Origin of the sequence: Curtobacterium sp. MCSS17_007, assembly GCF_003234175.2 — a bacterium.
Taxonomy (GTDB): Bacteria; Actinomycetota; Actinomycetes; order Actinomycetales; family Microbacteriaceae; genus Curtobacterium.
In genome coordinates, this window is record NZ_CP126257.1 from 662,059 (window position 1) to 676,566 (window position 14,508).

Annotated in this window: 10 protein-coding genes; 4 read left to right on the top strand and 6 right to left on the bottom strand. The window is 70.7% G+C overall.

The features are described from left to right. Positions 1–2 precede the first annotated feature (2 nt). Genes DEJ22_RS03170 through opgC form a run of 3 tightly spaced genes read left to right on the top strand, consistent with a single transcriptional unit; the run spans position 3 to position 5,073 of the window. Positions 3–2,030 carry a glycosyltransferase gene (locus tag DEJ22_RS03170; protein WP_258379576.1) on the top strand — a complete coding sequence of 676 codons (2,028 nt, stop codon included), beginning with the start codon at positions 3–5 and terminating at the stop codon, positions 2,028–2,030. After that, entirely contained in the window at positions 2,027–2,440 is a 414-nt protein-coding gene (locus DEJ22_RS03175) for an ATP-binding protein (protein ID WP_111226616.1), read from the top strand. Before DEJ22_RS03170 ends, DEJ22_RS03175 begins: the two co-directional genes overlap by 4 nt. Then, positions 2,437–5,073, top strand: a complete 2,637-nt coding sequence (gene opgC / locus DEJ22_RS03180; RefSeq protein WP_111226615.1) for an OpgC domain-containing protein — start codon at positions 2,437–2,439, stop codon at positions 5,071–5,073. Before DEJ22_RS03175 ends, opgC begins: the two co-directional genes overlap by 4 nt. A gap of 102 nt (positions 5,074–5,175) precedes the next feature. On the opposite strand, the gene DEJ22_RS03185 is transcribed toward opgC, so the two are convergent. The 6 genes from DEJ22_RS03185 to DEJ22_RS03210 form a co-directional block, all read right to left on the bottom strand. Then, positions 5,176–7,659 (bottom strand): purple acid phosphatase family protein, encoded by a 2,484-nt coding sequence (locus DEJ22_RS03185; protein ID WP_111226614.1) that lies wholly within the window; start codon positions 7,657–7,659, stop codon positions 5,176–5,178. 350 nt (positions 7,660–8,009) lie between these two features. Continuing rightward, the gene (locus DEJ22_RS03190) at positions 8,010–9,131 is read right to left on the bottom strand and encodes a Gfo/Idh/MocA family protein (protein ID WP_111226613.1); all 1,122 of its coding nucleotides are present in this window, start codon (positions 9,129–9,131) and stop codon (positions 8,010–8,012) included. Continuing rightward, entirely contained in the window at positions 9,128–9,955 is an 828-nt protein-coding gene (locus tag DEJ22_RS03195) for a ThuA domain-containing protein (RefSeq protein ID WP_111226612.1), read from the bottom strand. Before DEJ22_RS03195 ends, DEJ22_RS03190 begins: the two co-directional genes overlap by 4 nt. A 52-nt stretch (positions 9,956–10,007) precedes the next feature. Then, on the bottom strand, positions 10,008–10,898 hold the full coding sequence (locus tag DEJ22_RS03200) for a carbohydrate ABC transporter permease (RefSeq protein ID WP_111226611.1): 891 nt from the start codon (positions 10,896–10,898) through the stop codon (positions 10,008–10,010). Next, the gene (locus tag DEJ22_RS03205; RefSeq protein ID WP_502862240.1) at positions 10,895–11,845 is read right to left on the bottom strand and encodes a carbohydrate ABC transporter permease; all 951 of its coding nucleotides are present in this window, start codon (positions 11,843–11,845) and stop codon (positions 10,895–10,897) included. Before DEJ22_RS03205 ends, DEJ22_RS03200 begins: the two co-directional genes overlap by 4 nt. 57 nt (positions 11,846–11,902) lie before the next feature. Next, complete coding sequence (locus DEJ22_RS03210) at positions 11,903–13,147, bottom strand: sugar ABC transporter substrate-binding protein (protein ID WP_111226610.1); 1,245 nt, start codon at positions 13,145–13,147, stop codon at positions 11,903–11,905. Positions 13,148–13,381: 234 nt separating this feature from the next. Between DEJ22_RS03210 and DEJ22_RS03215 the strand changes: the two genes are divergently transcribed. Then, positions 13,382–14,392 carry a LacI family DNA-binding transcriptional regulator gene (locus DEJ22_RS03215; protein WP_111226930.1) on the top strand — a complete coding sequence of 337 codons (1,011 nt, stop codon included), beginning with the start codon at positions 13,382–13,384 and terminating at the stop codon, positions 14,390–14,392. Positions 14,393–14,508 lie beyond the last annotated feature (116 nt).

Here is a 14,508-nt window from a genome sequence, read left to right on the forward strand (position 1 = left end):
CGATGACCGCGCTCGACGTCAGCCGTCAGGACCGTCGCCGACTCACCACCGGCACCCCGACCCGTCGGCTCGCGACCGTGCGCACCGTCGCGCTCCTCGCGTCGATCGCGGGCGTGAACTACATCGTCTGGCGCTGGGCCGCGTCCGTGAACTGGCACTCCTGGTGGATCGCGGTGCCGCTCATCCTGGCCGAGACCTACAGCGTGATCGACTCGCTCCTCTTCGCGTTCGGCGCCTGGCGCCTCCGCGAGCGGGGAGAGCCGCCGACGAAGCCCGACGGTGACGTGACGGTCGACGTGTTCATCACGACCTACAACGAGCCGGTGGACCTGGTCGTGCGCACCGCCCGCGCGGCGAAGGCGATCACGCACCCGCACGCCACGTGGATCCTCGACGACGGCAACCGCCCCGAGATGCGCGCCGCCGCCGAGTCGCTCGGCATCGGCGTGATCACCCGTGGTGCCGACTGGATCGACCGTCCGCGGCACGCGAAGGCCGGCAACCTCAACAACGCGCTGCTGGCGACGCAGGGCGAGTTCCTGCTCATCCTCGACGCCGACCAGGTGCCGGAGCCGTCGATCCTCGACCGCACGCTCGGCTACTTCAAGGACCCGAAGATGGCGCTCGTGCAGACGCCGCAGTGGTTCGAGAACGTGCCGGACGCCGACCTGCTCGGCAGCCAGGCACCGCTCTTCTACGGTCCGATCCAGCAGTCGAAGGACGGCTGGAACGCCGCGTTCTTCTGCGGGTCGAACGCGATCCTCCGGCGCGAGGCGCTCATGCAGCTCGGCGTCACCCGGTACGTGCGCGAGGTCGAGGAGTCCGTCGAGCGCACGATCAAGACCGCGCGGAAGCTGCTCGCCCGTGCGCGGGAGACCGAGACCGACCCGCGGGTGCTCGAGGCACTCGACAACGCGGAGGAGGTCGTCGACCGGGCGCGGGAGCAGATCGACCGCGGCGAGCCGCTCGGCGGCGTCACCTACGACTTCCAGCGCGGCATCGACGCCATCGCGTACCGCTTCGCCGCCGACGACCTCGAGTCCGTCCGCCGCGACCTGCAGGAGCTCGCCGCGATGTCGACCGAGGCGGACACCTTCGCCGGTCTCGACGACGCCGCGCTCGACGTGCTCGGTCGTCGGGACGCCTCGCCCGTCGCCGCCATCGAGTCGATCGCGGTGCTCGCCCGCGCACTCGACGTCAACCGCGACGACGAGGCCCAGCCGATCATGCCGCTGGCGACGATCTCGGTGACCGAGGACATGGCGACCGCGATGCGTCTGCACGGCCTCGGCTGGAAGTCGGCGTACCACGACGAGATCCTCGCGAAGGGGCTCGCGCCGGAGGACCTGCCGACCATGCTCGTGCAGCGCCTCCGCTGGGCGCAGGGCACCATGCAGGTGTTCTTCCGCGAGAACCCCCTCGTGCAGAAGGGCCTGTCCTGGGGACAGCGGCTCATGTACTTCTCGACGATGTGGAGCTACCTGTCCGGCTTCGCGGCGATCGTGTACATCGCGGCCCCGGTGCTGTGCCTGTCCTTCGGCGTCGTGCCGGTGCAGGCGTACAGCGTCGACTTCTTCGTCCGGCTCATCCCGTTCCTCGTGCTCAACCAACTGCTGTTCTGGGTGGTGGCGGCCGGCAGACCGACGTGGCGCGGGCAGCAGTACTCGCTCGCACTGTTCCCCGTCTGGATCGAGTCGGTGACGAGCGCCTTCGAGAACGTGTTCCGCGGCAAGCCCCTGGGCTTCCGGGTCACGCCGAAGGTGAAGGACGAGTCCGACCAGCGCCCGCGGTGGGACCTCGTGAAGCCCCAGCTGTACGCGATGGGAGCGCTCGTCGCAGCCCTCGTGATGATCGCGATCCGCTACGCGACCGGCCAGGCGGAGGGCATCGCGCCGCTCGTGAACACCGCGTGGGTCGTCTTCGACCTGTTCATCTTCAGCATCGTGATCCGCGCGGTGCTCTACCGGGGACCCGGACCGGGCACCGCGCAGTCCGAGCACGTGTCCTCGACGGCAGGAGGCCCGCTGTGACCGACCACCACCTGACCTTCGACGTGCCCGCAGTCGCCGAGTCCCTCGACGTCGTGCAGGACCGCTTCGGCACCTGGTGGGACTCGCTGGGCATCGACGATCCCCGCCTCCGCTTCTCGCTCGAGACCGCCCTGGCCGAGATCGCCGCGAACATCGTCGAGCACACCCGTCGCACCGACGTCGAGGCCGGCCGCGGGTACACGGTGGAGCTCTCCGCCACGGACGCCGAGCTCGTGGCGGTGCTCACCGACAACGGTCGCCCCGCCGACGTCGACCTGTCCGCGGTGACGATGGCCGATCCCGACGAGGAGAGCGGTCGGGGGCTCGCCCTCGCGATCGCCGCGCTCGACCGCCTGGAGCACGAGCACACCGGCGGCCACAACATCTGGACGCTGGCGTGCAACCGGTGAGCGCCGCCCTGGCGAAGGCCGTCGCGTTCCTCGTCGTCGTGGCGATGCTGCTGCTCGGGGGAGCGCTCCCCGCGTCGGCAGCGACCGCGCCGGCGACCGTCGTAGCCACGTCGTCACCGGACCCGACGGCGTCACCCGACCCGACGTCGTCACCGGACCCGACGTCACCGGCGCCCGCGTCCGGAGCGACCGCACCTGGTACGGCGACCAGCGCCTCCCGGACGGGTGCCGGCCTGCTGCCGGCCGACGGTCTGGCCTGGTACGGACCCGACCTCGACTGGGGGCCGGACGCCCCGGACGGCTACGCCGGACGGCTCGGTGCCGACCCGTCGATGTACGGCGTCGAGCTCGACTACCCCTTCGACCGCACGGCGCGGGAACAGTACGAGCGCGCGACCCGCGCCGCCGCCGCGCGGGGCGCCGTGCTGGTCGTGTCGCTCACCCCGACGCAGTCGCTCGGATCCCTGACCCGTGACGACGCTCGGGCCGCGAACCGGCTGTTCGAGGAGGCACACGCGCAGTACGACACCCAGGTGCTCGTCCGGTTCGCACCGCAGATGAACGGCACGTGGGTCCGCTGGGGCCAGCAGCCGACCGCCTACGTCAGCGCCTTCCGCACCTTCGCCGGGGTCGTGCACCGCGGCGACTCCGATGCGGCGATGGTGTGGTCGCCGTCGTACGGCGCCGGCTACCCCTTCGGGGAGTCCGCGGGACGGCTCGAGGACCTCTCGGCCGTCGACGTGGCCAAGGCCGACACGAACGGCGACGGGCGACTCGACGCGGCCGACGACCCGTACGGGCCGTACTGGCCCGGCGCGTCGAGCGTCGACTGGGTGGGCCTGTCGATGTTCTTCTTCGGCAAGGGGAAGTCGACCGAGGCCGCCGGCCGCGACGTCCCGCTCACGACGAACGAGGCTCCGAGCGCCGGCGAGGTCGAGGCGCGCTTCGACGAGACCTGGGGCTACCAGGAACCGCAGTCCGAGGGCACGTTCACCGAGCGGTTCGCCCAGGGCGAGGACCGCCCGATGCTGCTCGACACCGGAGCGCTGTACGACCACTCGCTGAACGGTGACAGCCAGCTCGAGGTCAAGCGCTCCTGGTGGCAGCAGGTGTTCGCCGCCGTGCAGGACCGACCGGAGGTGCGCGGTGTCACGTTCCTCGAGACGAACCGTCGCGAGCCCGAGGCCGGCAACCGCGTCGCCGACTGGCGCAACACCGCCGTGCCGGGCGTCGCCGGGTCGTTCCGCACCGACCTGCAGGCGACGGACCGCTTCGAGGGCGGCCCCGTCACCGACCGGGTCACCCCGCAGGACGGCGCCGCCGCGATCAGCCAGGAGTACGAGACCGGCGGCGACCAGATGGCGTGGATCGTCTGGTGCGCCTTCGGCCTGGCAGCGGCGTTCCTGCTGAGCGGACTGGTCGGGCGGTTGCTGCCGAGCTGGCGGTACCCGGACGACGGCAAGCCCGGCCGCGACCTGCGCCTCGACCTGTTCCGCGGGTTCATCATCCTCGCGGTGGTGATCACGCACATCGAGATCGGCGGCCCGTACTCGTACATCACCCTGCACGCGACGGGCGCCATCACCGGTGCCGAGATGTTCGTCTTCCTGTCCGGCATGGTGCTCGGCATGACGTACCCGTTCGCGATCAAGAAGTTCGGCGAGTGGGTGGCGGCGGTCGGCGCGTGGAAGCGGGCGCGCAAGCAGTACCTCGTGACGCTCGGGGTGATCCTGGTCGTCTTCGCGCTCAGCTTCGTGCCCTTCCTGAACACCGACGCGATCACGACGTTCACCGACCGGGGCACCGGCACCGGGGGCGTCGGGGCCGAGGGCCGCGTGTACGACCTCTACCCGAACGCGATGCAGCTGCTGTCCTACCCGCCGCCGTGGTACGCGATCCGGCAGTTCCTGCTGCTCGAGATGGGCCCGTGGCCGTTCAACATCATGGGTCTGTTCGTCGTGCTCAGCCTGTTCATCCCGGTCTTCATGTGGGTCATCAAGCGCGGCTTCTGGTGGGCGCTGCTGCTGGTGAGCTGGGGCCTCTACGCGTTCCAGGTGCTCAACCCGGACTTCCAGCCACTGGCCGCGCAGTTCGAGGGGGTGTTCCCGCTGCTGATCTGGCAGGTCGTGTTCACACACGGTCTCGTGCTCGGCTACTACCGGCGGCAGATCATCACCGCGCTGACCGGGCGGCTCGGCAAGGTGCTCGTCGGCATCGGCGTCACCGGGTACGCGCTGTTCCTGGTCTACGTCTGGGCGGCGCACCAGTACGGGTTCACGCCCGTGCCCTTCCCGGCGTCGATGTACGAGGACCTCTACAACACCGCCTACCAGCGGGTCGACCTGCAGTGGGGCCGTCTGGTCGACATCGCGTTCTTCGCGATCGTGTCGTACGCGATCCTGACGGTGTTCTGGAAGCCGATCAACGCCGTCATCGGGTGGCTCTGGATCCCGATCGGGCAGGCCAGCCTCTACGTGTTCGTCTGGCAGGTCTTCTTCGCCCTGGCCATCGCGTCCATCCCGGGCGTCGACTGGTACAACGGCTGGATCGGCTTCGCCGCGCACACGGTGCTGATCCTGCTCGTCTGGTACATGATCCGGAAGCGGTTCCTCTTCTCGGTCATCCCGCGCTGACCCCGTCCGGTCCACTCCGGACGACGGAGGGCACGGACCGGCACACGGACGGGAGGCGCGGTGCGGGTCCGACCCGCACCGCGCCTCCCGTCGGTGGTGGCGTCAGGCGCGACGGCGTCGGGCCGCCAGCGCGATGCCGAGACCGGCGGCCACCGCGAGGGCGCTGCCCGCGGCGAGCGGCAGGACGTCCGCTCCCGTGAGAGCGAGCTCGCCGGTCGGACGGCCGGTCACCGGGTCGACGACGTACGCGAAGGTGCCCCAGGTCGCGACCGAGCCGTCGGCGCGCTGGGCGACGAGGGTGTGGGTCCCCGCTTCGAGGTCGACCGGCAGCCGCAGCGTCAGCACGCCGTCGTCGTCGCTCGGGTCGTCACCGAGGTACTCGGCGTCCGAGTGGACGAACCAGTCGAGGGGCGCGCCGGCGAGGGCCCGGGGCACGGTGACCGTGACGGTGCCGGCCTCCTCGTCGACGGCGTCGACGCGCAGGGTGTGCGTCGCCTCGCTCAGCGTGGCGAGGTCGGCGGCGACCGGGGCGTCGTCCGCGGGGGCCGTCGGGTCGGTTCCGGGCTCGGCGCCGGGGTCAGCCGGTGCCGTCGGGTCCGTGCCGGGGTCGGCCGGGTCGGTGCCGGGGTCGGCCGGGTCGGCCGGGTCGGTGCCGGGGTCGGCCGGGTCGGCCGGGTCGGTGCCGGGGTCGCTCGGGTCGGTGGGCTCCGCCGGCTTCTGCAGCGTCACCCTGTCCACGACCGACATGTCCGCCGAGCGGTACGTGGTCATCGCGATCTCGTCATCCGAGACCTCGACGTTCGTGAAGTTCGGCGTGTACTCCTGGTTCTGCACCGCGGCGAAGTCGAACGGCCCCGGCTTGATGTCGTAGTACTTGCTGCCGGACGACGAGTTGGCCGTGACGTAGAGCACCTCGTCGCCGGTCGGCGTGACCGTCTCCGCAGGGGCACCGGAGCCGACCGGTGTCGTGCCGCTCATCAGGTAGCTGCGGACGTAGACGTGGTCGTGGCCCATGAGCACGAGGTCGACGTCGAGGGCGCTGAGTGCCGGCGGCAGGTCGGCCCGGCGGGTGATGATGTCCGAGTCGTCCGAGTGCGACGCCGTGCTGTAGACCGAGTGGTGGAAGGTGACGACCTTCCAACGGGCCTCGTCACCGTGTTCCTCCAGCACCTTCCGGGCGAACTCCGCGTGACCGGCGTCGTCCTTGTCGTTCGAGTTGAACGAGATGTAGAGCGTGTCGCCGTGGACGAACCAGTAGTCGCCGCCGGCGCGGGTGGCGTCGGGCTTGCCGTGCTCGCTGCTGACGTTGGGCAGGGCGAAGTGCTGCTCGTACGCCAGGCTCGCCACGTCGTGGTTGCCGATGTTCGTCACGAGCGGGATCCGCCGTAGCTGGTCGGGCGACAGGAAGCCCTCGTACTGTGCCTCGTTCGACGCGGTGTTCACCTGGTCGCCGGCGGAGAACACCATCTCCGTGTCCGGGAAGGCCCGCTCGGCGGTGTCGAGGGTGTCCTTCCAGCCCTGCGTGTCCGCGGCGGCGTCGCCGGACGCACCGATCTGGGCGTCACCGATGAAGATGAACGAGTAGTCACCGTCACCGTCGCCGGTGCGGAACGTGGTGACCGGGCTCCAACCGTCGGACTCGCTGCCGACGCGGTAGGCGTACTCGGTGGACGCCGCCAGCCCGCCGAGGGTCGCGTGGTGGTACTGCTGCCCGTCGGTGGCGGTGCCGGAGGTGCTCGCGACCTCGGTGGCACCGGCGGCGGGGAAGGCACCGTCGACGAGCTGCGACGCGGGGACGACCTGCGCGACCTCGGCAGCGGTCGAGTCGGAGTACCACGCCAGGTTCCGCGAGCGCTCGTCCGACCCGACCGTCATGACGACGTCCGAGATCTGCGCCGGCACGTCCGCGGCGACGGGGACGAGGGACTCCATGTCGAAGTAGACGTCGGAGCTGTTCGACCGGCCCTGGTACAGGGCGACCGCGATGTCGTTCGTGCCCTCGTGCAGCACCGAGGCGTCGATCGAGAAGGTGCTCTCGTCCGGGTCGCCGCCGTTGTCACCCGCGTACTGCACGTTCTGGGCGACACCGGAGTCCTCGAAGCCGGCGACGCGCTGACCGTTGACGAAGACCACGAGGGCGTCGTCGTAGGTGACCTCGGCGGTGAGCGACCGCCAGGTGGCGAGGTCGGTGGCGTCCGCCTCGAACGAGGTCCGGAAGAAGTACGTCGGGACGTCCTTGCCGTCGGCGAGGTACTGCTCGAGCAGGGTGTCGACGGTGTGCCCGCCGCCCATGCCCGTCGCCGAGCCGTTCTTCGCGCCGAACGATCCGGCTCCGGTCTTCCAGTCGCCGCTGGGCAGGGCGCCCGTGGTCCACGCGGTGCGGTCGGTCTGGCCGGCGGCGGGGTCGCTGCCGTCCTCGAGGTACTGCCAGGTCGTCGTGCCGGAGGCGATGAGCGGCGCTTCCTCGGCAGAGGCGCTCGGCACGGAGCCGACCATCGTGCTGGCGGCGATCGCGGCGAGGGCCGCGGTGGCGGCTCCGACCGTGCGTGCGGTGCGCCGCCGTCGTGCGGGGTGCTGGGAGGTCATGGTGTCCTTGTCGTCGTGACCCCCTCGTGGGGGCCTCGGACATCCGACCCTGCTGAGTTGTCCCACAGGTTTCCGGCGGTCGTACGCAGGTGGAACTGTCAGGACGTACAGTCCGGGGTCCGGCTCGCGCCCGTTCCTTCCCATCGCGCACGGAGTGGGAAGCGGAACCGCGCATACCTGGTCGGAACGAACGACCTGGTACGCGCGGTTCCGCCTGGTACGCGCGGTTCCGCTCGGTACGCGCGGTTGCGCCCGTCGTGCGTACGTGCGTGCAGACGGACGGGAGGCGCGGTGCCTGCCCGCACCGCGCCTCCCGTCCGTCCCTGCGTCGTGACGGACGCCGCCCCACCTCAACCGGCAGGCGTCCGGTCCGGCGCCGCCGCGAGCGCCTGTCGCACCGACCCCCACGCGGCGAGCCGCTCGCGGACCGCGTCGTCCCGCTCGACCTCGAGCGCCGTCGCGTGGGCCTGCTCGAGCACGTGGTCGACCACGACGCGCTGTCCCGAGCGGGCCGAGGCGATCGCCGCGTCCACCATCACCAGGCTCATGACGTTGCCGTGCACCTCGCCGTCCGGGGTGCTGCCCGTCCGGACCGCCCGCACGAAGGACGCGAGCGCTCCGGCGATCTCGGTGCCGACACCGGGGGCCGCCTCGGGGGCGCCGGGTGCGTCGTCGACGACGCTCGAGGGGTCGTGGTCCCCGTCCCACGCGGCCGAGCCCGAGGCTCCGGTCGCCCGCCAGTCGCCGTTCCACGACGTCTCGTCGCCCGGCGCGCACCACGAGCCGTCGTAGACGTAGCGGACGTCGTCCTCGAAGGTGAACACCGCCGCGGCGTTCGCGTCGCCGCGGTACCAGGACCAGGACGGGTTCCACGACTCGCAGTACACCGACACCGGGTCCCGCTCGAGCACGTACCGGGCGGAGTCGAACGCGTGGATCGCCATGTCGAGCAGCAGGACGTCGTCCATCTCCTCGCGGAAGCCGCCGAAGTGCGGAGCCTTCGCGAACCGGGTGTTCAGGCTGCCGACCCCGCCGAGCGCGCGGACGTGCTGTCGGAACGCGACGAGCTGGTCGTTGTACCGGCGCGACTGCGACACCATGAACAGCTGGCCGGTCGCCTCGGCGGCGGCGGCGAGGGAGAGCGCCTCGGCGACGGTCTGCGCGGCCGGCTTCTCGCCGAGGACGGGGAGCCCCGCGTGCAGGGCGTCCATCGTGACCGGGTGGTGGGCGACGGGCACCGTGATGTCCAGGACCGCCTCGGCGCCGGTGTCGGCCAGGAGCGCGGGCAGGTCACGGCCCACGGCGATCGTCGGGGCCCCGGCGAGCTCGGCCCCGGAGCGGGCGGCGTCGAGGTCCAGGTCGACGATGCCGACCAGCTCGACGTCCGGGTCGGCGGCGACGGTGCCGAGCCACGCGCGACCCATGCCACCCGCGCCGACCTGCACGACCCGCAGCGGGGCGTGGTCGGTCATGCGCGGGCTCCCTCGTGGGCGTCCGTGTCGGCGGCGGCGGGTTCGTCCTCGTCCGGGGCGTCGTCGAACGGCCCACGGTAGTGCTGGCCCTCGAAGTACTCACCGAGGTCATAGCGGCGCAGGGTCGGCAGTTCCCGCTCGCGCTCCGGTCGCGCCCACTCGGCGCCGTTGGCGACCACCCGTCGGACGTCCGGGTGGTGGTACACGGGGAAGTCCTGGTCACCGGGGGAGAAGTAGAAGATCTTCCCCAGGCCGCGGCGGTAGGTCATGCCGCTCCGGAAGACCTCGCCGCCGGTGAACCCGGAGATGAAGACCAGCTCGTCGGGCGTGGGCACGTCGAAGTACTCGCCGTACATCTCCTGTTCGGGGATGACGATCGGGTTCGGGACGCCGCGCGTGATCGGGTGCTGCGGGTTCACGGTCCAGACGAGCTCCTGGTCGTGCTCGCTCCGCCAGCGCAGCGTGCAGGTCGTGCCCATGAGCTTGCCGAAGATCTTCGACCAGTGGCCGGAGTGCAGGACGACGAGGCCCATGCCGGACAGCACGTGCTTGTGGACCCGGTCGACCACGGCGTCGTCGACGTCGGCGTGGGCGGCGTGCCCCCACCAGGTCAGGACGTCGGTCTCGGCGAGCACGGCGTCGGTCAGCCCGTGCTCGGGCTCCTGCATGGTGGCGGTGCGGACGACGGCGTCGGGCAGGTTCTCGCGGATGCCGTCGGCGATCGCGCCGTGCATGCCGTCCGGGTAGCGCTCGGCGACGTGCTGCTCGACCTGCTCGTGGACGTTCTCGCCCCAGACGGTGATGCGCAACGGGGTGGTGGTCATGGTGTGGGCCTTCCTGGCTGGGTGGTCGCGGGGGCGTCGGCGGTGGCGGTCGTCACTTGACCGCCCCACCGAGCGCCCCGGCGGAGATGTAGCGCTGGGCGACGATGAGGAGCACGGCTGCCGGGAGCGACGCGAGGACGGACGTCGCCATGACGGGTCCCCAGTCGGTCACGTTCGAGCCGATGTAGTTGTAGATGCCGAGCGTGATCGGGCGGACGGCGTCGGTGGATGTGAGGGTGAGCGCGATGAGGAAGTCGCCCCACGCCCCGAGGAACGTGAACAGGGCGGCGGTGACGATCGCGTTGCGGCTGATCGGCAGCACGATGGAGACGAACGCGCGGAGGTCGTTCGCGCCGTCGACGAGCGCGGCCTCGACCAGGCTCGGCGGGATCGACTCCATGAACGCGCGCATGAGCAGGATCGCGAACGGGACCTGTACGGCGCTGTCGGCCAGGATCAGGCCGACGTAGCTGTTGAGCAGCCCGACGTTGTTGAACAGCGTGTAGAGCGCGTTCGCGATGACGATGCCGGGGATCATCTGCGTGATGAGCAGCACGAGGAGGAACACCTTCGTGCCGCGCATCCGGAACCGGGCGAGCCCGTACGCCGCCGGGGTCGCGATCGCCAGCGTCAGCACCACGGTACCGAGGCCGATGATCATGCTCGAGACGAAGTTCTGCCCCTGCTGCTGGAACGCCGCCTGGTAGCCGGCGAACGTCGGGTTCCACGGGAACCAGGTCGCGGTGGCGGCTCCGGAGGTGGCCTGGAGGCTCGTGTTCACCATCCAGTACACGGGGAAGATCATGATCGCGAGGAACACGATCCCGAGGATCGTGAACGGCAACCCCTTCGCGGTGCGACGTGGGCGGGGTGCCCGAGCGCTCCGCTTCGTCGTGATCGCGCGGGTGACGGTGACGGTCTGGTTCGCGAGTCCGACGCTCATTCGTCGACCGCCTTCCGGGAGATCGCGATGTAGACCATCGCGAAGACGAACGAGACGACGATGAGCACGTTGCTCACCGCGGCTCCGATGCCGAACTGGAAGTTGATGAACGACTGGTGGTAGGCGTTCGTGGCGAGCGTCTGCGTCGAGTTCGCGGGACCGCCTCCGGTCAGGCCGAGGATGATGTCGACGACCTTCAGCGTGTAGACGACGCCGAGCACGATCACGACGCTCACGACGCTCCGGATGCTCGGCCAGGTGATGTACCAGAACGCCTTGAAGCCGGTGGCGCCGTCGAGGGCGCCCGCTTCGTAGAGCTCCGGTGGGACCGACTGCAGTCCGCTGTACAGGATGGTCGTGTTGAAGGGGATGCCGAGCCAGACGTTGACGCCGATCACGGCGATGAGGGCGAGGCTCGGGCTGACCAGCCACGGCACCGGTCCGATGCCCACCACGCCGAGCAGCTGGTTCAGCGCCCCGCTGTCCTGGTCGAGGAGCCACTTCCACACCGCGCTCGACGCGATGAGCGGCAGCAGCCACGGCAGCAGGAGGAGGCCACGGAGGAACCCCGACAGCGGGAAGTGCCGCCGGAAGAACAGGGCGAGCCCGAGTCCGAGGACGAACTGCAGGACGATCGAGCCGGCGGTGAAGAGCGCGGTGTTGACGACGCTCGTCGTGAAGACGGAGCTGCTGAACACCGAGACGTAGTTGGCGAGGCCCACCCACGGGGCCTCGCCGGTGAAGAAGGTCTTCGTCGTGTAGTCCTGGAACGACATCAGGACGTTCTTGACGACGGGGTAGCCGAAGAAGACGGCCACGAAGACCGCGGCCGGCACGACGAACAGCCAGCGGGTGATGGTCGACCGGAGGCGCGCGCGGCGCTGTCCGGGGCGGGCGGGGGCCGCGGGCATCGTCGCCCGGGGCCGGATCTGCGTGGAGGCGCTCATGTCAGGTCCTTCCGTCGGGGGCGGGGAGCCGGTCGCGTGACCGGCTCCCCGGATCCGCTACTGGTTCTGCGACTGCGCCTGCTCGAGCGCCTGCTCGGGGTCGGCCTTGCCCGTCAGGGCGAGCTGGACGGCGGTGTAGATCTTCGTGGCGGCCTTCGGCCAGTCCTCGCCGAGCTCACCGGTCCGGGCGCGTGCGGTCTGCACGGTGGTGACGAACGACGCGACGTCGGCGTGGTCCTCCGCCCACTTCTTGCCGACCTCGACGTTCGTCGGCACGTTGCCGGTGACGCCCGCGATGACGGCCTGCATCTTGTCGCTGTTCAGGCACCCGACGAACTTGCCGGCGAGCTGCATCTTCTCCTCCTCCCCGGTCTGCGGGACGGTGAACGCCTCGCCGCCGAGCGGGGCGACGGTCTCGGAGCCGGTGCGCGTCGGGATCGGGACGCTGTCGAACTCGAGGTCCTTCGCCTCCTTGAGGGCGGGCAGCTGCCACGGACCGTTGATCATCATCGCGGCCTTGCCGGCGATGAACTGGTTGTTCACGTCGGCCTGGGCCCAGTTGATCGAGCTCTTCGACATCGAGCCGTCGTCCTGCAGGTCCTGCACGAGCTGCAGGGCCTGCGCGGCCTCGGGCGTCGCGATGTCCTTCTCGTCACCGCCGTTCGACCAGAAGAACGGCAGGAACTGCCAGGTGCCCTCGTACGTGTTGATGTTGCTCATCGCGAAGCCGTACGTCGAGCCCTTGGTGAGCTGCTTCGCCGCTTCCTTCAGCTCGTCCCACGTCTTGGGCGGCTGCACACCGGCCTCGGCGAGCAGCTTCTTGTTGTAGTACAGCGCGATCGAGTTCGTCACGGGCTGCAGACCGTAGAGCTTGCCCTCGTAGGTGTTCGCGCCCTCGACGCCGGGGACGTCGTCGTCCGCGTCGAGACCGTAGTCGGCGAGGTCGGACAGTGCTCCGGAGGCGGCGATCTGCTGCACGTCCGGGTTGTCGAGCATGAGCACGTCGGGCAGGGTGCGCGAGGACGCCTGCTGCAGGACCTTCGAGATGAGACCGGCACCGGCCACGTGGTTGATCTTCACCTCGGCACCGACGTCCTTCGCGCACTGCTGGTACACGGGGTCGTAGTTCGCGTCGTAGTAGTCCTCGATGGTGAGGGTCTTCCCGCCACCGCCGCCGCCGGAGGACGACGCGTTGCCGGAGCCGGAGCACCCGGCCAGGACGAGGGGGACCGTCGCGACGATCGCGGCGGCGCCGACGAGGGCGCGGCCCCGGCGGGACGTGGAGCGGAAACCAGGCTTCATTGCACTGCTCTTCTCTTCGCGGATGCGGGGAAGGACACGGTGCGTCGACTCCACTGACGTCGTCGTCGCGGTGGTCCTGGGGCGAGAAGCTAACAGGAAAGCGCTTCACCTGTAAAGCGCTTTTCTCGTGGTGGACGAGGACTATGCTCGGGACCACCGCCGCGACCAGGGCGGTCCGACCCGCCGCGACCACGGCGGTGTGTCCGTCCGCCCGCAGGAGGTGTCGTGGCCACGATGCAGCAGGTCGCCGACCGCGCCGGCGTGTCCATCGCCACGGTGTCCTTCGTGGTGAACGGCACGAAGTACGTCACCCCGGCCACGACCGCCAAGGTCACCGCCGCGATGCGGGAGCTCAAGTTCCGCGGCAACGTCGTCGCCCGGGCCCTGGCGAGTCGGCGCACCCGGATCGTCGCCCTGCTCTTCCCGACCACCGGCAACCGGTTCAGCCCCACGACGTCCGACTTCTTCATGAGCGCCGCCGAGCGTGCGTCCGAGCGCGACCACCACCTCGTGCTCTGGCCCGTCGACCCCGCGGGCGAGGACCTCGACGACCTCGTGTCCGGCGGCCTCGTCGACGGTGTCGTCCTCATGGAGGTGCGGATGGACGACCCCCGCGTGGCGAAGCTCAGCGAACTCGGGGTGCCCTTCACCCTCATCGGACGCACGCGCGACAGCAGTGCACTGCCGTTCGTCGACATCGACTTCGAGACGACCATCGAGGACGGCCTCGACCACCTGCAGGGCCTGGGGCACCGGCGCTTCGGCCTGGTGCTCGAGAACCTCGAGGGCACGCCGATGGCCGGGTACGCGCCGCACCTCCGGGTCGAGGACACCTTCCGGCGATCGGTCGCCGACCGGGGCGTGGTCGGGACCATCGTGTACGCCGGACCGGGCAGCGAGGGCGGCCGCGAGGCTGCTGCGCAGCTGCTCGAGGCCGACCCCGACGTCACCGCCGTGCTCGTGATGAAGGACGACTCGTCGGCCGGGCTGCTGGTCGGGCTCTACGCGGCGGGGCGACGCGTGCCGGACGACGTGTCGGTGCTCAGCATCGCGTCCTCGGCGGCGGCGGGGGACCAGCACCACCCGCGGCTCTCCGTGATGATCGCCCCCGGCCGCGAGCTCGGCATCCGCGCGGCCGACGCGCTCATCGACCAGCTCGACGGCACGTCGGTCGAGCTGCCGCACTTCCTGCTGCCCTGCGAACTGCGCCCCGCCGAGTCCACCGCGCCCGCACCCGTGCGCTGACCCGCGCGGCGCTGACCCGCACGGCGCGGGCCACGAGGCGCTGACCCGCGCGGCGCGGGCCACGAGGCGCGTCGCCCCCAGCGAGACCCGCCCCGGCTCGCACCAGAGTGGTGCGC